The organism is Ideonella sp. sgz306126 (assembly GCF_056032705.1).
This window is the reverse complement of the sequence record NZ_JBVYWP010000003.1, coordinates 551364-571952: the sequence shown is the minus strand read 5'-3', so window position 1 is coordinate 571952 and position 20589 is coordinate 551364. Positions and strand designations below refer to the sequence as shown.

At 69.1% G+C, this 20589-nt stretch carries 16 protein-coding genes; 3 read left to right on the top strand and 13 right to left on the bottom strand.

What is annotated here, in order from left to right; genetic code table 11:
• Nucleotides 1–18 precede the first annotated feature (18 nt).
• The 3 genes from AC0N04_RS11020 to AC0N04_RS11010 form a co-directional block, all read right to left on the bottom strand.
• On the bottom strand, nucleotides 19–663 hold the full coding sequence (locus AC0N04_RS11020) for a hypothetical protein (protein WP_474281480.1): 645 nt from the start codon (nucleotides 661–663) through the stop codon (nucleotides 19–21).
• A complete protein-coding gene (alaS, locus tag AC0N04_RS11015; protein WP_474281478.1) occupies nucleotides 660–3380 on the bottom strand; it encodes an alanine--tRNA ligase in 2721 nt (906 codons plus the stop codon). The genes AC0N04_RS11020 and alaS overlap by 4 nt, the downstream gene beginning before the upstream one ends.
• Nucleotides 3381–3516: 136 nt before the next feature.
• Nucleotides 3517–4365: a TauD/TfdA dioxygenase family protein gene (locus AC0N04_RS11010; RefSeq protein ID WP_474282051.1), complete on the bottom strand. Its 849-nt coding sequence runs from the start codon at nucleotides 4363–4365 to the stop codon at nucleotides 3517–3519.
• A 171-nt stretch (nucleotides 4366–4536) separates the two neighbouring features.
• Between AC0N04_RS11010 and AC0N04_RS11005 the strand changes: the two genes are divergently transcribed.
• Entirely contained in the window at nucleotides 4537–5571 is a 1035-nt protein-coding gene (locus AC0N04_RS11005; RefSeq protein WP_474281476.1) for an AraC family transcriptional regulator, read from the top strand.
• Nucleotides 5572–5599: 28 nt separating this feature from the next.
• On the opposite strand, the gene AC0N04_RS11000 is transcribed toward AC0N04_RS11005, so the two are convergent.
• From AC0N04_RS11000 to AC0N04_RS10970, 7 genes are all read right to left on the bottom strand, one after another.
• A complete protein-coding gene (locus AC0N04_RS11000) occupies nucleotides 5600–6583 on the bottom strand; it encodes a quinone oxidoreductase family protein (RefSeq protein WP_474281474.1) in 984 nt (327 codons plus the stop codon).
• Nucleotides 6584–6626: 43 nt separating this feature from the next.
• Nucleotides 6627–7973 carry an MFS transporter gene (locus AC0N04_RS10995; RefSeq protein ID WP_474281472.1) on the bottom strand — a complete coding sequence of 449 codons (1347 nt, stop codon included), beginning with the start codon at nucleotides 7971–7973 and terminating at the stop codon, nucleotides 6627–6629.
• Between the two features lie 62 nt (nucleotides 7974–8035).
• Nucleotides 8036–9043, bottom strand: coding sequence for a porin (locus AC0N04_RS10990; RefSeq protein ID WP_474281470.1), 1008 nt, complete (start codon nucleotides 9041–9043; stop codon nucleotides 8036–8038).
• A 176-nt stretch (nucleotides 9044–9219) separates the two neighbouring features.
• Nucleotides 9220–10854: a 3-(methylthio)propionyl-CoA ligase gene (locus tag AC0N04_RS10985; RefSeq protein ID WP_474281468.1), complete on the bottom strand. Its 1635-nt coding sequence runs from the start codon at nucleotides 10852–10854 to the stop codon at nucleotides 9220–9222.
• A gap of 9 nt (nucleotides 10855–10863) precedes the next feature.
• Entirely contained in the window at nucleotides 10864–11439 is a 576-nt protein-coding gene (locus tag AC0N04_RS10980) for an RBBP9/YdeN family alpha/beta hydrolase (protein WP_474281466.1), read from the bottom strand.
• A 65-nt stretch (nucleotides 11440–11504) separates the two neighbouring features.
• The gene (locus tag AC0N04_RS10975) at nucleotides 11505–12560 is read right to left on the bottom strand and encodes a beta-keto acid cleavage family enzyme (protein WP_474281464.1); all 1056 of its coding nucleotides are present in this window, start codon (nucleotides 12558–12560) and stop codon (nucleotides 11505–11507) included.
• Nucleotides 12561–12742: 182 nt separating this feature from the next.
• On the bottom strand, nucleotides 12743–14188 hold the full coding sequence (locus AC0N04_RS10970; protein ID WP_474281462.1) for an aminotransferase-like domain-containing protein: 1446 nt from the start codon (nucleotides 14186–14188) through the stop codon (nucleotides 12743–12745).
• A gap of 120 nt (nucleotides 14189–14308) precedes the next feature.
• Here AC0N04_RS10970 and gabT point away from each other — a divergent pair, with 120 nt between their 5' ends.
• The gene (gene gabT / locus AC0N04_RS10965) at nucleotides 14309–15625 is read left to right on the top strand and encodes a 4-aminobutyrate--2-oxoglutarate transaminase (protein ID WP_474281460.1); all 1317 of its coding nucleotides are present in this window, start codon (nucleotides 14309–14311) and stop codon (nucleotides 15623–15625) included.
• A gap of 86 nt (nucleotides 15626–15711) precedes the next feature.
• Entirely contained in the window at nucleotides 15712–17199 is a 1488-nt protein-coding gene (locus AC0N04_RS10960) for an NAD-dependent succinate-semialdehyde dehydrogenase (RefSeq protein WP_474281458.1), read from the top strand.
• Nucleotides 17200–17447: 248 nt separating this feature from the next.
• Here AC0N04_RS10960 and AC0N04_RS10955 read toward each other — a convergent pair whose 3' ends face one another.
• The 3 genes from AC0N04_RS10955 to AC0N04_RS10945 all read right to left on the bottom strand — a co-directional run bounded on the left by AC0N04_RS10955 (nucleotide 17448) and on the right by AC0N04_RS10945 (nucleotide 20462).
• A complete protein-coding gene (locus AC0N04_RS10955) occupies nucleotides 17448–18347 on the bottom strand; it encodes a GGDEF domain-containing protein (protein ID WP_474281456.1) in 900 nt (299 codons plus the stop codon).
• A 326-nt stretch (nucleotides 18348–18673) separates the two neighbouring features.
• Nucleotides 18674–19183, bottom strand: coding sequence for a hypothetical protein (locus AC0N04_RS10950; protein WP_474281454.1), 510 nt, complete (start codon nucleotides 19181–19183; stop codon nucleotides 18674–18676).
• Nucleotides 19176–20462: an AAA family ATPase gene (locus AC0N04_RS10945; protein ID WP_474281452.1), complete on the bottom strand. Its 1287-nt coding sequence runs from the start codon at nucleotides 20460–20462 to the stop codon at nucleotides 19176–19178. Before AC0N04_RS10945 ends, AC0N04_RS10950 begins: the two co-directional genes overlap by 8 nt.
• Between the last annotated feature and the right edge of the window lie 127 nt (nucleotides 20463–20589).

Genomic DNA, 20589 nt, shown 5'->3' with positions numbered 1-20589 from the left:
GGTCCGCCCGCCGTGCTGTCAACGCGGCGGGTCGGGGTCCGCGCTTGGCAGGCGCGGCGCGGGTGGCGCATCGACGTCGCGGGCCTCGATGTCGATCACGTCGTCCGGGGCCGCGGGGCGCCTGCGGCCCGCCGGCCCGACACCGCCGAAGCCACCCTGGCCGAACTGCCAGACGCCGGCCCAGGCCGGCCCCTGGGCGGGGCGGGGGGTGCGCCAGGTCACGGCGGCGCCCCAGACGCTGAGCACGGCGGCCCACAGCAGCAGACCGCTGTTGACGGCCTGCAGGTTCAGCACCCGACCGAACACGGCCGTCAGCGAGACCAGCAGGAACAGCGGAAAACTCAGGCCTAGCAGCAGGGCCAGGCCCCAACGCCCTCGCCGCAGCGCCCACCCGGCGGCCATCGGCGCGAGCAGCGCGCCGAGCAGGGCCGAGCCCACCGGCCCAGGCCAGGCGGCCGCCAGCACGCGGCCCAGGCTCAGCACCGCGGCGAGCAGGAACAGGCCGAAGCCCAGGCCGCGCAGCCGCAGGTCGCGGCGCGAGCGCGGCAGGCCGGCGCGCGCGTTGAGCATCAGCAGCGCCGCCAGCGCCAGCAGCCAGACCGGCCAGGGCAGATCGGACAGGCCGAGCAGCCCGTCCGCCAGCGCACGCGGGCTCAGGCTCACACCCGCTCGGCGATCCAGGCCGGCACGGCGGCCAGCGCCGCCGGCAGCGCGGCCGCGTCGGTGCCGCCGGCCATCGCCATGTCGGGCTTGCCGCCGCCCTTGCCGCCGACCTGGCTGGCGACGAAGTTCACCAGGTCGCCGGCCTTGACCCGGCCCACGCTGTCGGTGGTGACGCCGGCGGCCAGCTGGACCTTGCCGCCGTCCACCGCGGCCAGCACGATGGCGGCGGTCTTGAGCTTGTTCTTCAACTGGTCCAGCGTGGTGCGCAGCGTGGCGGCATCGGCGCCTTGCAGCGTCGCCGCCAGCACCTTGAGGCCCTTGATGTCGACCGCCTGGCCGACCAGGTCGTCGCCCTGGCTGGAGGCCAGCTTGCCCTTGAGCGCGGCCACTTCCTTTTCCAGCGCGCGGGTCTGCTCCTGCAACTGCAGGAGGCGCCCGGCCACCTCGGCCGGCGTGGCTTTCAGCGCCCCGGCCACGCCATGGACCGTGGCCTCCAGGCCTTGCAGATAGGCCAGCGCGCCTGAACCGGTCACCGCCTCGACGCGGCGGATGCCGGCGGCCACGCCGCTTTCGGCGACGATCTTGAACAGGCCGATGTCGCCGGTGGCCTTGACGTGGGTGCCGCCGCACAGCTCCTTGCTGGAGCCGATGCTGAGCACCCGCACGGTCTCGCCGTACTTCTCGCCGAACAGCATCATCGCGCCGCTCTTCTGCGCGTCGTCCAGCGCCATCACCTGGGCTTGCGCAGCGACGTTGGCGAGGATCTCGGCGTTCACCAGGGCCTCGACCTGGCGGATCTGCGCCTCGGTCAGCGGCGCGGTGTGGGCGAAGTCGAAGCGCGTGCGCTCGGCATTGACCAGGCTGCCCTTCTGCTGCACATGGCCGCCCAGCACCTCGCGCAGCGCCTTGTGCATCAGGTGGGTGGCGCTGTGGTTGCGCACGGTGCGGGCGCGCTGCTCGGCGTCGACCTTGGCGACGAAGACATCGCCGACCCCGACCGAGCCCTCGGCGATGTGGCCGTGGTGACCGAACACGTCGGCCTGGATCTTGAAGGTGTCGGCCACCTCAACGCGCGTCGTGCCGTTGCGCAGTTCGCCGGCATCGCCGGCCTGGCCGCCGCTCTCGGCGTAGAACGGCGTGTGGTCCAGCACGATCACGGCATCGTCGCCGGCCTGGGCCGACGGCACCGGCGTGCCGTCCACGTAGACCGCGACCACCTTGGACTGCTCGCAGACCAGGTGCTCGTAGCCGTGAAACGCCGTGGGCGCGCCGCTGTACTCCAGGCCAGCGGCCATCTTGAACTTGCCGGCGGCGCGAGCCTGCTCGCGCTGGCGGTTCATCGCCACCTCGAAGCCGGCCTGGTCGACGGTGACCTCGCGCTCGCGGCAGACGTCCGCGGTCAGGTCGACCGGGAAGCCGAAGGTGTCGTGGAGCATGAAGGCGGTTTCACCATCGAGGACTGGCGCCTTCTTGGCCACCGGCCGCACATCGCCTTTCAACATCGCCTGAACGCCGCCATCTCCAACCGTGTATGCACCCTGCGCCAACGCACCAAGCACTGCGTTCAAGTGTTCCATGCCCCGGGCGATGGTCTGGAAGAAGCGCTCCTCTTCCTGCTTCAGCACGTCGAAGATGCGTGCCGCGTCGCGGTTCAGCTCGGGGTAGGCCCCGCCCATCTCGGCCGCCAGCGGGTAGACCAGGGTGTGGAAGAACGGCGCGCGCGCGCCCAGCTTGTAGCCGTGGCGGATCGCGCGGCGGGCGATGCGACGCAGCACGAAGCCGCGACCGGCGTTGCCGGGGATGACGCCATCGGCCACCGTGAAGGCGCAGGCGCGGATGTGGTCGGCGATGACCTTGAGGCTGGGCGACGCCGCATCGCAGCCGGGCTCGCCGGACTTCACGCCGGCGGCAAAGTCCACCGCGTTCTTGGCCGCGGCCAGCAAGGTGACGAACAGGTCGATCTCGTAGTTGCTGTGCACGTGCTGCAGCACCGCAGTGATGCGCTCCAGCCCCATGCCGGTGTCGACGCTGGGCTTGGGCAGTTTGTGCATCACCCCGTCTTCGGTGCGGTTGAACTGCATGAAGACGTTGTTCCAGATCTCGATGTAGCGGTCGCCGTCTTCGTCCGGGCTGCCCGGGGGGCCGCCGGCCACGTCGGGGCCGTGGTCGTAGAAGATCTCGGTGCAGGGGCCGCAGGGGCCCGTGTCGCCCATCATCCAGAAGTTGTCGCTGGCGTAGCGCGCGCCCTTGTTGTCGCCGATGCGCACGATGCGCTCGGCCGGCACGCCCACCACCTTGTTCCAGATCTCGTAGGCCTCGTCGTCCTCGGCGTACACCGTGACCCACAGCTTCTCGGACGGCAGCTTGTAGACCTGGGTCAGCAGTTCCCAGGCGTACTGGATCGCGTCGTGCTTGAAGTAGTCGCCGAACGAGAAGTTGCCCAGCATCTCGAAGAAGGTGTGGTGGCGCGCGGTGTAGCCGACGTTGTCCAGGTCGTTGTGCTTGCCGCCGGCGCGGATGCATTTCTGGCTGGTCGTCGCGCGGCTGTAGGGGCGCTTGTCGAAGCCGAGGAACACGTCCTTGAACTGGTTCATCCCGGCGTTGGTGAACAGCAGCGTCGGGTCGTCGCCGGGCACCACCGGGCTGGAGGCGACGATGGTGTGGCCCTTGCCCTCGAAGAACTTGAGGAAGGTGTTGCGGATCTCGGAGGCTTTCATCCGGGACTTTCGTCAGAGGTGGCGCCCCCCCGGCGGCAGCGAGACGCCAGGGCCCGGGCGGCCGTGGAAGGGAACTTTTGATTATAGAAGTGCCCCCCGGCCCCGCCGGGCGCCGCGCCACCCCGGCGGGCCGCGGTCAGAACGGCGTGTCGCCCATGATGCCGGCGCGCTCCATCCTGCGGTGGCACGGTGGGTAGTCCATCGCCGCGTAGTGCTGGGTGCTGCGGTTGTCCCACATCGCCATCGAGTTGGGCTTCCAGCGCCAGCGCACCTGGTACTCGGGAATGAAGGCCTGGCTGATCAGGTAGCGCAGCAGGTCGCTGGCGCCGTGGGTGTAGTCCTGGCCCACGCGCACGTTCTCGGCGGTGTGGAAATTGGTGAAATGGGTCGCGAAGGCGTTCACGAACAGGATCTTCTCGCCGGTCTCGGGGTGGGTGCGCACCACCGGATGCTCGGCATCGGGGAACTGGGCCTTCAGCGCCAGGCGCTTGTCGGCCGGCATCGCCGCGCCGAAGCTGGCCTCGATGCTGTGGCGGGCGCGCAGGCCGGCAATCCGGCGCTGGACGGTCTCGGGCAGTTTGTCGTAGGCCAGCGCCATGTTGGCCCACAGGGTGTCGCCGCCCACCGGCGGACATTCCACGCAGCGCAGCACGCAGCCCATCGGGGGCTTCTCGCGCCAGGTGGCGTCGGTGTGCCAGGCGTTCTCGTAGCGGTCGATCGGGGTGTCGGGACTCTTGTAGATGCGCACCAGGCCCGGGTGTTCCGGGTCGCTGCCGGCCACCGGATGGTCCTCCAAGTCGCCGAAGTGGCGCGCGAAGGCCACGTGCTCGGCGCGGCTGATGTCCTGGTCGCGGAAGAACAGCACCTTGTGCCGCAGCAGCAAGGCCTTGATCTCGGCCACCAACGCCGGGTCGCGCGACGCGACGCCCAGGTTCACGTTGGAGAGTTCGGCGCCGATCGCGCAGGTCAGCGGCTCGACGCGGATCGAGTCGGGCCGCGATGCCGCGCGGACGACCGCCGGCGCACCGGCCAGTGAAGTGGGGCTCATGTCTTGTCTCCTGTCTCGTCTCGGATTGGAAAGGGTCCGCGTGCAGTGTTCGTCAACCGGGGTCGATCCGGCTTGACCTGACCCGACCGCCACTTACCATTGCATGCCATGTCGTCCAGCCCCTTGGTCCGAGCCGCCAGTCTCAAGAATTTCCCCGAGATTGCCAAGGCCTTGGGGCTGGACCCGGTGCGTGCGATGGTCGATGCCGGGCTCAGCCCCAGCGCGCTGGACGAGCCGGACCTGATGATCCCGGCGGACCGCGTCGGCCAGTTGCTGGAGACCTCGGCCGAGCGCACCGGCGAAGAAAGCTTCGGCCTGCGCATGGCGGAGACGCGACACCTGTCCAACCTGGGGCCGGTGGGCCTGGTGATCCGCGATCAGCCGACGCTGCGCGATTCGCTGAGCGTGCTGATCCGCTACCACGCGGCGCTCAACGGCTCGCTGGCGGTGATGATGGAGGAGTCGGCCGGCGTCGTGGTGATCCGCGAGGAAGTGCTGGTCGGCGGCCGCGTCGCCGTGCGCCAGGCCACCGAACTGGCCATCGGCGTGCTGTTGCGGCTGATGCGCCAGGTGTTGGGCGCGCAGTGGCATCCGAGCCGCGTCTGCTTCATGCATGCGGCGCCGCGCAACACCCGCACCCACTTGCGGGTGTTCGGACCCTGCGTCGAGTTCAACCACGATTTCAACGGCATCGTCTGCTCGCGCGCCGAACTGGACACCGCCAACCCGTCGGCCGATCCGGTGATGGCGCGCTACGCCGAGCGCCTGCTCGACGCCGCGCTGCCGCCGCCCAGCGCCACCATCCTCGGCGACGTGCAGCGCACCGTGCTGCTGCTGCTGCCCAGCGGGCGCTGCAGCATCGAGCAGGTGGCCAATCACCTGGGCGTGGTGTGCCGCACCGTGCAGCGGCGGCTGGCCGAGCAGGGCCTGAGTTTCTCGGAGGTGGTCAACGCGCAGCGCCTGGAGCTGGCCACGCGCTACATCACCCAGAGCGACCGCCCGCTGACCGAGGTGGCGGCGCTGCTGGGCTTTGCCGCCCCCAGCGGGCTGTCGCGCTGGTACCAGAGCCAGTTCGGCTGCAGCCCGTCGCAGAGCCGCCAGGAGCGGCGCCCGCGCGACACCAAGGCGCCGGCCGGGCGCTGAAGCCCCGCAGGACGGGTCGTCCTCGGCCTCAGGGCATCAGGACGGTGGCACCGATGGTGCTGCGCGACTCCAGCGCGCGGTGCGCGTCGGCCGCGTCGGCCAGCGCGAAGCGCTGCTTGGGCTCGCTGACGATCTTGCCCTGCAGCACCAGGTCGAACAGCTCGTCGGCCATCTTCAGCATGTTGGGCCGCGGCAGCGCGTAGTCCACCATCGCCGGCCGCGTCACCCACAGCGAGCCCTTGGCGGCCAGCAGGGTCACGTCCAGCACCACCGGCCCGGAACTGGTGCCGTTGCTGACCAGCGTGCCCCTTTTCTGCAGACAGTCCAGCGAGCCCAGATAGGTGTCCTTGCCTACCGAGTCGTACACCACCGGCACGCCCTTGCCGCCGGTGATCTCCTTGACCCGTTCGACGAAGTTCTCGCGCTTGTAGTTGATGACGTGCGTGCAGCCGGCGGCCTTGGCGGCCTCGGCCTTCTCGTCGGAGCCGACGGTGCCGATCATCGTCACGCCCAGCGCCCGGGCCCATTGGCAGGCGATCAGGCCCACGCCGCCGGCGGCCGCGTGGTAGAGGATGGTGTCGCCGGCCTGGAGCGGACGGACCTGGCGGAACAGGTACTGCGCGGTCAGGCCCTTCATGATCAGGGTCGACGCCGTGTCGTCGCTGATGCCGTCGGGCAGCTTGATCAGCACGTCGGCCGGCATCACCCGGGCCTGTGCGTAGGCGCCCAGCGGACCGAACATGTAGCCGACCCGGTCCCCCGGGGTCAGGAAGGTCACGCCCTCGCCCACCGCCTCGACCACGCCCACGGCGTCCGAGCCCAGGCCCGAGCCGATGCCGGCCGGCAGCGGCGCCGGGTAGCGTCCGATGCGGAAATAGACGTCGATGAAGTTGACGGCGATGCGCGTGTGGCGCACGCGGACCTGGCCGGGTCCGGGTTCGCCGACCTCGACGCTTTCGAGGCGCAGCACGTCGGGGCCGCCGGTTTCGTGGAAGCGGATGGCGAGGGTCATGATGGTCGGGTCTCGTGGAGGAAAGGGAGTGACACCGGGCCGCTCAGGCGGCCGCGCGGGCAGTGGGAGGGGCGAGCGGTTCGTCCTGGCGGTCCAGCCGCACCTGGGCGACGGCGCGGACGTCCGCCTCATAGCTGCCGGCCGCCTTCAGCAGGAAGAACGCGGCCGGAATGCTGAACAGCGGCATCAGGGACAGCGCGGTCTGCAGGCCCCATTGGTCGGACAAGGCGCCGGCGATCACCGGGCCCAGCGCCAGGCCGAACAGGTTCTGGAACAGCGACAGCACGGCGGCGCCGGTGGAGCGCACGCCGGGGTGGATCACGTCGATCACCACCGCCGCGATGGTGCCCACGGTGCAGGTCATCAGGAAGCCGCCCAGCACCACCAGCATCAGCTGGCCGCGCGCCGGTACCACGCCCCAGAACGCGGCGGCGAAGATCGCCAGCGACGCCAGGCAGACGATGGCCACGCCGATCAGCCGGTTGCGCAGGCGGTGGATCGCGAAACGATCGATCACGCCGCCCCAGACGAAGGCCCCCAGCGCGCCGGCCAGCACCATCAGCGCGGCCTGCTTGGAGGCCACATCGGGCGCCACGCCGTGGTAGCGGTTGAGGTAGCTGGGCAGCCAGGACCACAGCGCCGACACGACGATGAGCTGCAGCGACGAGCCGATGCAGGCCCACAGCATGGTGCGCGACGCGGTCAGCGCCCGCACGATGTGGCGCACCAGGTTGCCCGGGGTGCGGGTGGCGTAGTTCAGCGTCTGGGTCAGCTCCACCGTGCGGTAGTCGCGCACGAACAGGTACAGCAGCGCCAGCACCAGGCCCGGCACGCCCACCACGCCGAACGCCGCCTGCCAGCCCCAGCGGGCGGCGATCACGCCGCCCAGCAGCACGCCCAGCACCGAGCCCAGCGAGGCCGCGGCGAAGAACGCGCCCAGCAGCATCGAGCGCATGCGGGCCGGAAACAGGCTGGCGATCAACGCGGCGCCGACCGAGCCATAGCCTGTCTCGCCCACGCCGACCATCGCCCGCGCCGCCAGCAGCTGGCTGAAGTTGCGCGTGAACATGCACGAGACGGTGGCCAGGCTCCACAGCACGGCCATCACCACCACGCTCTTGACCCGGCTGAAGCGGTCCGCGGCGAGGGCCACCGGAATGCCGCCGAGCGCCACCACCAGCGAGATCACCGACACCAGGCTGCCGAGCTGCTTGTCCGACAGGCCCCAGGCGGCCTTGAGGTGAGGGAACAGCGACACGATGACCTGGCGGTCGATGTAGTCGAACAGCATCAGGCCGAAGGTCATCGCAAAGGCGAACCAGGCCCGGCCGGGGCTGACGAGGTAGGCGTCACGGTCGCTGGCGGCGGAATCAACAGAGGTGAGGTGCATGGCCGGTCTCGCAGAGGGGGAAGGGCCGCGCGCCCGACAGGGAGCGCGGCGGTGTGGCCGCGTCAGAACGCGTGGCTGATGCCCAGGTCCAGGCCGTTGGCCCCCTGGTTCGGCGCCGTCACCGCACCGTTGACCGCCATCTTCGCGCCGTCGCTGTTGGCCAGGTGCGCCAGCGAGCCGTACAGGAAGGTGCGCTTGGACAAGGCATGCACGAAGCCCAGGCCGTAGCGACGCGTGGTGCCCGCGTTCACTCCGGCGGCCGACTTCATCACCGACTCGGCCACCGAGGCCTTGAACTCGGTCAGCCCCACGGTGTAGGACGCGCTGACCTGCAGGCCGTGGGTGTCGGGGCCGCTGCCGCTGTCGGCGCGATCGTAGAGGCCGTAGAACTTGAAGGCATCCACCTTATAGCGGGCACCCAGCGTCACCGTCTTCAGGTCGCCGATGGCGGCGTTGGTGTACTTGGCGAACGCGATGTCGGTCATCAGCGCCGCGCCGGCGTAGCCGATGCGCGCGCCGACGTACTTGCCCGGCCCGGCGGTGCCGTCGCTGTCCATGGCCTGCAGCACGAAGCCGCCCAACGTGGCGGGCGTCTGGTAGTTGACCGCGCCGTTGGCGCGGATGTTGGCGGGCTGCGCCAGCTCCATCGAACCGTACAGCACCTGCTGCGCGGCCACGCCCTGCGGTCCGAAGGCATCGTAGGTGGCGTGCACCAGGAAGGTCGGGGTGTAGATGCGGCCCAGCTGCACCTCGCCCCAGGTGCCGGCCAGGCCGGCATAGGCCTGGCGGTTCCAGAACGAGGCGGGCGACGCGGCCGAGCCGTCGTTGGTGTTCATGCCGTGCTCGATCACCGCGTTGGCCCGCAGGCCGCCGCCCAGATCCTCGGAGGAGCGAAAGCCCAGCCGGCTGCCGGCCAGTCCGCCGGTGCCGACGGTCTTGTTGCTGGACACCGAGCCCGAGCCCCAGCCCAGGTTGTTGTCGATGACGCCGTACACCGTCACGGTGGACTGGGCGGCGGCGAGGCCGGCGAACGCGCCGAGCGTCAAGCCGGCGATGAGGGTGCGCTTCATGGGGTGTCTCCTGGGGTTCTGAGGGCTCTGGGTGCGGAATGCGGTGCGGCCCGGATCACGCTGAAGGCATTTTTTGCAGCGGTACGCTTTGATGTGTCGCAAACCACGACGTCGGCTTTCCGATTCATGACAGCCCCGGGGAAAGCCTCCCCGGGGCAACCCGCAGGCCGTGGGCCTCAGCCCGGGGTCGCCTGCAGCAGGCGCTCGCCGTACTGCTCGCGCAGCCGCATCTTCAGCATCTTGCCGGTCGCGCCCAGCGGGATGGCGTCGACGAACACCACGTCGTCGGGCGTCCACCACTTGGCGACCCGGCCCTCGTAGAAGGCCAGCAGTTCGTCGCGCGTCAGCGCCGCGCCGGGCTTGAGCACGACGATCAGCAGCGGCCGCTCGTCCCACTTCGGATGCCGCGCGGCAATGCACGCGGCCATCGCCACCGCCGGATGGGCCATCGCGATGTTCTCCAGGTCGATCGAGCCGATCCACTCGCCGCCCGACTTGATCACGTCCTTGCTGCGGTCGGTGATCTGCATGAAGCCGTCGGCGTCGATGGTCGCCACGTCGCCGGTCGGGAACCAGCCGTCCACCAGCGGGTGGCCGCCCTCGCCCTTCAGGTAATCGGCCACGATCCACGGCCCGCGCACCATCAGCTCGCCCGAGACCTGGCCGTCCCAGGGCAGCTCGGCGCCGCCGTCGCCGACGATCTTCATGTCGACGCCGAACACCGCCCGTCCCTGCTTGGCCTGCACCGCCAGGCGCTGCTCGGACGGCAGCGTGAGCTGGTGGCCCTTCAGCACGCCCGCCGTGCCCAGCGGGCTCAGCTCGGTCATGCCCCAGGCGTGCAGCACCTCGACGCCGTGGCGCTCCTGGAAGGCGCGCAGCATCGCCGGCGGGCAGGCGGCGCCGCCGACGATGGTGCGGCGCATCGTGCTGAAGCCCAGCTGGTTCGCCTCGACGTGCGCCAGCAGGCCTTGCCAGACCGTGGGCACGCCGGCCGAGACGGTCACGCCTTCGGCCTCGAACAGCTCGTGCAGGCTCTTGCCGTCCAGGTGCGGTCCGGGGAACACCAGGCGCGCGCCGACCATGCAGGCCGCGTAGGGCAGGCCCCAGGCGTTGACGTGGAACATCGGCACCACCGGCAGCACCACATCGCGCGAGGACAGGTTGAGCGCATCCGGACTGACCGAGGCCATCGTGTGCAGCAGCGTCGAGCGGTGGCTGTAGAGCACGCCCTTGGGATGGCCGGTGGTGCCGCTGGTGTAGCACAGCGACGAGGCGCTGTGCTCGTCCAGCAGCGGCCAGGCGAAGTCGTCGCCGTGCGCCGCAAGCAGATCTTCGTAGCAGCGCAGGCCGGGGATCTGGGTCTCGGCCGGCAGGTGGGCGCGGTCGCTCATCAGCACCCAGGTCTGGATCGTGCGCACGCGCGGCGCGATCGCCTCGACCAGCGGCAGGAAGCTCAGGTCGAAGAACAGCACGCGGTCTTCGGCGTGGTCGGCGATCCAGCTCAGCTGGTCCGGGTGCAGGCGCGGGTTGAGCGTGTGCAGCACCGCGCCCGAGCCCGAGACGGCGTAGTACAGCTCCATGTGCCGGTGGCCGTTCCAGGCCAGCGTGGCCACGCGCTCGCCGGGACCCACGCCCAGCGCGGCCAGCGCGTTGGCGAGGCGGCGCGTGCGCGCCGCCAGCTCGCGAAAGCTCTGGCGGTGCAGATCACCCTCGACGCGCCGCGACACCACCTGCTGCTCGCCGTGGTGGCGCTCGGCATGGGTCAGCAGCGACGAGATCAGCAGCGGCAGCTGCATCATGTGTCCGTTCATGGGCGTCCTTCAATCCGTCTTGGAGGCCCGCGCCAGCGCGCGGGCGATCAGGGTATCGGCCTCGGGCCAGGGGCCGAAGCCCGACGCCGGGTTCAGGTGGCCGACCTCGCCCAGGTCGGCCAACCCGGCACCCCAGTCGGCGGCCAGCGCGGCCACGCGCTCGTAGCGGCCCAGCGGGTCGTTGCGGCTGGCCGCCACCAGCGCTGGAAACGGCAGGCACGCGCGCGGCACCGGCAGCCAGCCGCCCTCGCGCAGCGCCTCCAGCGTCGGGTAGCCCGCGGGCATCGGCGTCTCGAAGTCGGGCGGGGTGGCCAGCAGCGCGGCCAGCACCGGACGGCGGGTCTGGCGCGCCCAGTGCGCGACCATGATGCAGCCGCCGCTGTGGGCGACGACGGCCAGCGGGCCGTCGATGGCCTGGGCAGCCTGCTCGATGGCCTGGACGCGGGCCTGGACATCGAGGTCGTCGCGGCCCATCGGCGGCACGGCGCGCACATCGTCGCGGCCCTCGGCCAGCAGGGTTTGCCAGTGCTGCGCGACGGCGTCGCGCAGGCCCGGCACGATCAGCAAGGTGGGGGTGTTCGGCATGGGGGTTCCAAAAAAACACCCCGCCCGGACCAGGCGGCCCGGACGGGGTGACCTAGGAAACGGAATCAGGCGTGCTGCACGAAGCCGCGCTGGCCGTGGCGACGGTTCGGCGCAAAGCCGTTCTTCGCCAGCGTCTCGTCGGCGTTCTTGTAGAACTCGCCGATGCGGTAGATGCGGCGCGCTTCCTTGCCGTCGGCCACCTCGCGGCCGAACTCGCGCGAGATGCGCACCAGCTGCTCGATCTGCTTGACCGAGCCCAGCTTGGCCTTGCGGTCCTGCTGCCAGATGTTGTCCTCGATGCCGCAGCGCACGTGCAGGCCCATCGCGATCGCCATCATGTTGACCGGCAGCACGTTGAGCATGCTGGTCTCCAGCGTCAGCACCGCACCGTCCGGCACCGCGCGCACGAAGTTGGCGAGGTTGTAGAGATTGGGCGCATCGAAGCCGCCGCCGATGGCGACCCAGGTCAGGATCAGCGGCACGTTGCAGACGCCGCGGCGCATCATGCGCTCGACCGTTTCCAGCTGGGTGATGTTGGCGAGCTGGAAGTGGGTCTGGATGCCGCTGGCCGACAGGCGCTTGATGTGCTCCTCCACCCATTCCGGTCCGGCCGGGATCGTCATCTCGCGGTAGGCGCGGTACATGTCCGGCGCCGCCAGCGAGGTGCCGGCGATGTCGGCCTCGCACATCTGCTCCACCACGTTCATCTGGTTGGAGTTGATCGCGATGGTGACCTGGTCGGGCGTGGGCGTCAGCTCGGCCAGCATGTGGCGGGTGTCGTCGCTGAGCCACTTGGCGGTGGCGCCTTCGCCTTCGGGGGCGAACGAGATCGAGCCGCCCACCTGCAGGATCATGTCGGGCACGGCCTGCTTCAGACCGGCCAGCAATTCGTTGAACTTCGACAGGCGTTTGCTGCCCTTGCCGTCCGACTCGCGCACATGGACGTGCAGCACGGTGGCGCCGGCGTTGTAGCAGTCCACCGCCTTCTGCACATGCTCGGGGATGCTGACCGGGATGTCCTCGGGGAAGTCGTCAGGCATCCACTCGGGTCCGTAGGGAGCGCAGGTGATGACCAGCTTTTCCTGGTTTTCTGGGAACAGGGATCCGTCTGGGAAGTTCATGGCGAAGGTCTCCGGCATCGGTGTCGAACGAAGCAGGCACGACCATCACGGTCCGCCTGAGCAGCGCCGCGAGCCGGTGGGGAGGGTGAACGCCCCAGGGCCCGTTGCATGCCGCCCATTGTTCGCAGCCGAGGCGCGCACCGATTGGCGCAACGCGACCCGGGCTTATCGGTTCGCGCCAGTCAGGGATCACCCGCAGTCGGCCGGGCGCGCCGCAGCGCGGCCCCGGCCGGCGCCGGCGCGCGACAGGCCTCGGCCAGGAACTGCCACAGGCGCTCGTCGCCGCAGAACGCGACGTTGAAGCGCATCCAGGCGGTCGGTGCCAGGTGGGTGGTGAACAGGTGCCCGGGGCCGAGCATGATGTCGTGCTCGGCCGCCTGGTTCGACAGCGCGACCGCGTCGGGCACGGCCGGATGGCGCGCCCACAGGAACATGCCGGCCCGCGGCTCGGCGAACAGCTCGAAGCCCAGCTCGGCCAGCCGCGCCGCGGTCTGCTGGTGGGCCGCGGCCAGGCGCTCGCGCAGGCTCTTGAGGTGCTTGCGCCAGCGTCCTTCGGTCAGCGCGCCATGGGCCAGGCGCTCGCCGAACTCGGCGCTGGTCAGGCCCGAGATCATCTTCAGCTGGGCCAGGTCTTCCACCATGTCGGGATGCGCCACCAGGTAGCCGACGCGGATGTTGGGCGAGATGGTCTTGGAATAGCTGCCGATCGTGATCACGCGGTGCAGCTGGTCCAGGCTGGCCAGCGAGGGCCGCGGCTCGGGATCCAGGTCGACGTAGATGTCGTTCTCGACCACGGTCAGGTCGTGCTTCTCGGCCAGTTGCAGCACGCGGTGCAGGTGGGCCAGCTGGGCCACCGAGCCGGTGGGGCTTTGCAGCCGCGGCTGGGTGAAGAAGACCTTGGGCTGGTGCTGCAGGATCAGCCGCTCCAGCGCCGCCAGGTCGTAGCCCTGCGGGGTGCGCGGCACGCCCACCAGCGTCGCGCCCTGGAATCGCAGGCTGAACAGCAGGTTGGCGTAGCCGGGATCGTCCACCAGCACCGCGTCGCCGGCGCGCACCAGGCGGCGCACGGCCAGGTCCAGCGCCTGGCTGGAGCCCTGGGTGAGCAGCACCTGCGAGGGGTGGACCTGCACCTCCTGCTCGCTGAAGGCCTCGGCGATGTACTGGCGCAACGGCGGAAAGCCCTTGGGGTCGCCATAGCCGCCCAAGTCGGCGTCGTCGGCGGCCAGCGCGCGCAGCGCACGGCGCAGGCCGTCCTCGAACAGCCAGTCGCCGGGCAACCAGCCGCAACCGGCCTTGATCGCCAGATGGCGGTGCTCGAAGATCTTGCGCAGGTACCACATCGCGTCGAAGCCTTCGGGGCCGCGCGCGGCCGCCGTCGGCACGCCCGCCGCGACGCGACGCCGGACGAAGAAGCCCGAATGCGGGCGCGACACCAGGTAGCCCTGGGCCACCAGCCGGTCGTAGGCCTCGACCACCGTGAAGACGCTGACCTGGTGGGCGTGGGCGAACTGGCGGATCGACGGCAGCTTGGTGCCGGCACTGAGGGCCCCGGCGTCGATCTGCGCGCCCAGCCCCTCGACGATCTGGGCGACCAGGGGCACGGCGGATTGGGGCGAGAGGTTCAGCATGGCATCTGTACTGGGGGCCGGACCTGCACAGTGCGCTGGCGGCGACGGCCCGGTGTACATGGTAGCGGCGGGCCGAACCGGCATAGAGTGGCGGACCGTTCGAACCCACGAGGATCTGCCATGCACCGCGACGCCCCCGACCACCTCTCCACCGCCGAGAAGACCAATGCCGGCCTGATGGCGCGCCGCCGCGCCGCCCTGCCCACCGGCCTGGGCCAGACCTACGAGATCTTCGCCGAGCGTGCCGAGAACGCCGAGGTGTGGGACGTCGAAGGCAAGCGCTACATCGACTTCGCCGGCGGCATCGCGGTGCTCAACACCGGCCACCGCCACCCGAAGATCGTCGCCGCGGTGAAGGCCCAGCTCGACCAGCTGCACCACACCTGCTTCCAGGTCCTGGCCTACGAACCCTATGTGGAGCTGGCCGAGAAGCTGATCGCCCGCACCCCGGGCGATTTCGCGAAGAAGGCCTATTTCCTGTCCAGCGGCGCCGAGGCGGTGGAGAACGCGATCAAGATCGCCCGCGCCGCGACGCAGCGCCAGGCGGTGATCGCCTTCGGCGGCGGCTTCCACGGTCGCACCCTGCTGGGCATGGCGCTGACCGGCAAGGTCGCGCCCTACAAGGCCGGCTTCGGCCCCTTCCCGGCCGAGATCTACCACGCCGAGTTCCCGAACCCGCTGCACGGCATCAGCGAAGCCGACGCGCTGCGCTCGGTCGAGCACATCTTCAAGTACGACGTCGAGGCCGGTCGCGTGGCCGCCATCATCCTGGAGCCGGTGCAGGGCGAGGGCGGTTTCTACGTCGCCTCGCCCGCCTTCGCGCAGGCGCTGCGCAAGCTCTGCGACCAGCACGGCATCGTGCTGATCGCGGATGAAGTACAGACCGGCGCCGGCCGCACCGGCACCTGGCTGGCCTGCGAGCAATGGGGCGTCGCGCCCGACATCGTCACGATGGCCAAGAGCATGGCCGGCGGCTTCCCGATCTCGGCCGTGATCGGCAAGGCCGAGATCATGGACAAGCCACTGCCCGGCGGCCTGGGCGGCACCTACGCGGGCAATCCGCTGGCCTGCGCGGCCGCGCTGGCGGTGCTGGAGGTGTTCGACGAGGAACAGCTGCTGGATCGCTCCAAGGCGGTCGGCGAGAAGTTGCGCGCCGGCCTGAAGGCACTGGCCGCCCAGCACAAGAGCATCCAGGACGTGCGCGGCCTGGGCGCGATGATTGCGATCGAGCTGTTCAAGGGGGGCGACCTGAGCCAGCCGGATGCCGAGCTGACCAAGCGCGTCTGCGCCGAGGGCTTGAAGCGCGGCCTGGTGCTGCTGTCGTGCGGCGTCTATGCCAACGTGATCCGCATCCTGGTGCCGCTGACCGCGACCGACGCGAACCTCGACGAAGGCCTGGCGATCCTGGCCCAGGCCTTGGCCGCCGCGCAGGCCTGAACCAGCGCCGGCCGGCGCACGCCGGCCGGGCTTGGTAGAGTGACCGACAGAAGCCGCCCGCCCACCGCCCGCGGCAAGGAGACACCATGGACATGAAGACTTCCCCGCTGGCCACCCTCAACGACGCCAGCCTGCTCAAGACCGACGCGCTGGTGAACGGCGAATGGGTCGCCGGCCCGACCCGCTTCGAGGTCACCGACCCGGCGACCGGCCAGAAGCTGGCCGACGTGGCCAACCTGGGTGCCGCCGACACCCACCACGCCATCATGGCCGCCAACAAGGCCTGGCCGGCCTGGCGCGCCAAGACCGCCAAGGAACGCGCGGCGATCCTGATGAAGTGGTTCCAGCTGATGCACGCCAACGCCGACGACCTGGCGCGCATCATGACCGCCGAACAGGGCAAGCCGCTGGCCGAGGCCAAGGGCGAGGTGGGCTATGGCGCGAGCTTCCTCGAATGGTTCGCCGAAGAGGCCAAGCGCGTCTATGGCGAGACCATTCCGACCACCGACGCCAACAAGCGCTACCTGGTCATCAAGCAGCCGATCGGCGTCTGTGCGGCGATCACGCCCTGGAACTTCCCGATCGCGATGATCACCCGCAAGGTCGCGCCGGCGCTGGCCGCCGGCTGCCCGGTGGTGATCAAGCCGGCCGAAGCCACGCCGCTGTCGGCGCTGGCCGTGGCCGAGCTGGCGCAGCGCGCCGGCATGCCGGCCGGGGTGCTGAACATCGTCACCGCCGACGCCGAGCAATCGATCGAAGTGGGCAAGGTGCTTTGCAGCTCGGACGTGGTGCGCCACCTGTCGTTCACCGGCTCGACCGAGGTCGGCCGCATCCTGGCCGCGCAGTGCGCGCCGACGGTCAAGAAGCTCTCGCTGGAGCTGGGCGGCAACGCGCCGTTCATCGTCTTCGACGACGCCGATCTCGAGTCGGCCGCCGAAGGCGCTGCGATCAGCAAGTACCGCAACTCGGGCCAGACCTGCGTCTGCACCAACCGGTTCTACGTGCAGGACAGCGTCTACGACGCCTTCGTCGAGAAACTGGCCGCCAAGGCCGGCGCGATCAAGGTGGGCAACGGGTTCGAGACCGGCATCCAGCAGGGCCCGATGATCGACGACCAGGCGATCGCCAAGGTCGAATCGCATGTGGCCGACGCCCTGGCCAAGGGCGCCAAGGTGGTGGTGGGCGGCACCCGCGTGCCGGGCATGGGGGACCGTTTCTACACCCCCACCGTGCTGGCCGACGTGACCCCCGAGATGCTGTGCTCGAAGGAAGAGACCTTCGGCCCGGTGGCGCCGGTGTTCCGCTTCAAGACCGAGGCCGAGGCGATCGAATTGGCCAATGCCACCGAGTTCGGCCTGGCGAGCTACTTCTACAGCCGCGACATCGGCCGGATCTTCCGCGTCGGCGAGGCGCTGGAGTACGGCATGGTGGGCATCAACACCGGCCTGATCTCCACCGCCGAGGTGCCGTTCGGCGGCGTCAAGCAGTCGGGCCTGGGCCGCGAGGGCGCGCACCAGGGCATGGACGACTACGTCGAGCTGAAGTACCTCTGCCTGGGCGACATCCAGAAGTAAGTGTCGGCCCCCGGCCGCGGGGTACCGCGACCGCCCCCCCAGGGGGCTCGCAGGCCGCTTGGGAGCGGCCCGGCGCTGGCCTGCGGTGTGTCGGCCCCCGGCCGCGGGGTACCGCGACCGCCCCCCAGGGGGCTCGCAGGCCGCTTGGGAGCCGCCCGGCGCTGGCCTGCGGTGTGTCGGCCCCCGGCCGCGGGGTACTGCGACCGCCCCCCAGGGGGCTCGCAGGCCGCTTGGGAGCGGCCCGGCGCTCACGGTGCGTCGTCGTTCGCGGCGGTGGTCAGGCCCATCATCCGGCCGACACCGCTGCCGACCGCCTGGCCGACCGCACGGCGCAGCAGGCCTTGCGCGTCGCGACCATGCACCGGGTACTGCCCCAGGCCGTAGCGCGCGCCCACCGGAACGGACTGCCCCGCCACGGTCAGTGGCCCGCTGACCGCTTGCAACAGCTTGCGCGCGACACGCTCGGCGTCGTCTTCGGCATCCATCCAGGCCAGCAGCACGCCGAACATGTCGCGCCCCAGCGAGGCCACCACGTCGCTGGCGCGCAGCGAGGCCCGCAGCCGCACGGCGGCCTTGCGGCGCAGCACGTTGGCCGCCTCGGCCCCCATCGTCGCCTCCATCGCCTGAAAGCCGTCGAGCTGCAGCACGATCAGCGCCATCGGCGCCGGCTCGCGCTCGCGCAAGGCCAGAAGGTGGGTCATGTGCTCCAGCAACTGGTGCTGGTTCGGCAATCCGGTGGCCAGGTCGATGCTGTAGGCGCGGCGCGCGCTGTCATCGAGCCGTTTGCGTTCGATCGCTAGGCGCAGCATCCGTCCCAGCCCGTCCGACACCAGGTCCCGCGAGGACAACACCTCGCACACCCCCGCCTGCAGCAGGCGCAGGCAGTCGGCGGCGGTCGGTTCCGGGCCCGCCACCACCAGCGCCGATTCCAGCGTGGCGCGCGCCAGCCCGGGCCAGGGCAGCAGGCGATCGAGCCCACCGACCGAGGCCAGATCGATCACCACGGCGTCATGGCGGTTCTGGTTCAGGCAGGCGTCGATCTGCGCCAGTCCCTCGCACGGCAACACGATGAACGGGCCGAACGAGGACGTGACCAGATCGGGAGTCTGGCCGCACAGGCAAAGCACTTGGAAGGGCGTGGGAGACATGGCTGCCTGCTCGAAACAAGACGGGTTCGCAGGCATCATGCCCGATACCGGCCACGAGCCGGCTCGCGGGAAACACCGATCGCCCTGCGTCGATGCGGGCCGATGGGACGTCGCTGAAACACGAAAGCCCACAGACGGTGGGCTTTTGTGCGTCCGTCAGGCGAGGGGCGCTGTGGAAATCGGTGGAGCGGGTGAAGGGAACTGGGCTCCAGTCACGTCTGCCCCTACAGCGCCAAGCATGTCAAAGTTTCGTTGCATCCTTACCCTGTGCATGCACCCGTAGCTGTCGTTCGCGAGCGCGTTGTCGACAAGTTCCAGCGTCTCATCTAACGGCGACGTCGCGGAATCGGAGGGGGCGCGATGGGCTCATAGGCTTTCAGCCCCACATCACCCGTCAATATCTGAACATGCATACCGGTGGCAGCATAGAAGTCTGCAACCGCCTTGATCGTTGCATCACCAATCGTTAACCGTGTGGCGGCCAGTTGGGGCCACTCATCTGCCAGCCTCCGAAGTTCCTGGGGGTCCCACAAATCAGCCTGATCAGTGAACGCTGCCCATGGCTCTGTTGCGTCCGCAGCAGCGCGCAGGTGCCCAGCGAGTTGCGTGGCGAGCGTGAAGCGCTCGCTATGTGCTTGAGCTATGTGGTTCCCCGTCTCGATGAGGGTGGCGAGTGGTAGAACAAACGTGCTTCCCAGGTCGCGCTCGGTGGTCAACAGTGCGTCTATGCGTGCGTGGTCCCAGCGGTCGTCAGTCGGCCCGGCTGTCTCTTTGCCAGGAATTTCGAGCCAACAACACAACACTGATGTATCGATAATCAGAACCCGGTTAGACATCGGCAGCTTCCGTCGACTCAAAATCGAAGCTTCGCTGCAGAGATCTTTCTATCAAACCCTTTGTCGACAGGCGACCGACTGTTCCCTGCGCCAAGAGCTTAGGCAGTTCCTTAATATTTTCCAGAAGAGTCAGAACACTTGCGCCGGTTACGGGATCCCGATGCGCAACCGTGATAAATGGAACCATGGCTGGCCCCATCGCGTCGAGCAACGCCGGGTTATGCGTCGTGGCGAGCACATCGACGCGACGCTGCGCACCCACCGCTTTTAGCATCTCCAGCAGCATTTTGGCTCGAGACGGATGCAACCCGTTATCTACCTCCTCGATAACGAGGAGGCTACCCTCAGGACGGGTAAGCAGGGCCGTCAATATCGCCAAAAACCGCAACGTTCCATCCGACATTCCTCGGGCATCAACGGTTGGCGGCGGTCCGCCGTCAACCCAGGCCTCTTCGCAATAAAGCATTGCGTCAGAATTAAACTTCCCGACGGTCTCAGCGTAGACGCGGCGAATATCTCGCTCGGGAAGCCGACTCGCATATCTGGTGAGCACCGTCTCGATTTCCGTTTGTTGAGGTTTAGGCATCGCCGCGATAACACCCGCGATATTGCGCGCATCAGACTCCAATTTATCCGCAAGAGAGGAATATCCTCGCATGTGAGCCGGAATCGGGTCGAGGATAAATATTTCACGAAGAGACCCAAGAGTCACTGCTACAGCATCTTGGATCTCTTGCCGAAGTTTTTGCCCCATTAGCTGAAAGAGAGCCGGCATAGAGCGCCCTAACTGACGAGGCGTTCCCTGCTTCTCGTTATAAAGTCGCGCAACTATCGTTGGAGATCCGCCAACGCAAGGGTCGGTTCGAAAAATCTTAATTGCGCCGGCGACAGAACCTCTCGTCCCGTCTCTGCCCGCGCGATATTTCGTGCGGTGCAGATGCTCTGCGCTGACGTCGCACCTGTTATCTGTAACCGTGCATTCAAGACGATACTCGTAGTCAGTAACGTCGTCAGCCCGACACACAACGGTAATGGCGAACGTTGATCCAGGCTGCTTCGCCGCCCACTCGACGCCGCCCCGCAGGGGAGGGAGCAATCCGTCACCCTGCAACGCTGCGGTCAACATCGCGCCGTTTGCGACACGATTTAGAAATGCCAATGCGTCGAGCGCGTTCGACTTCCCGCTGGCATTGGTGCCAATGAGGACCGTCAGTGGGTCGATCTGCAGCACCGACTTTTCGTAGCTCTTCCAACCTTCGAGATGAAGCTCCGAGATCATGCAAATCCTTCACTGTTGACGGGGCGCCAGTTCTCCATCATTTGAGGCGACGATATCAGAGCCCTGCACAGCCGGAGCGCGACTCGCGCGCGCCGACAGCGCGTAAGTGGCCCATGCTGCCCAGCAC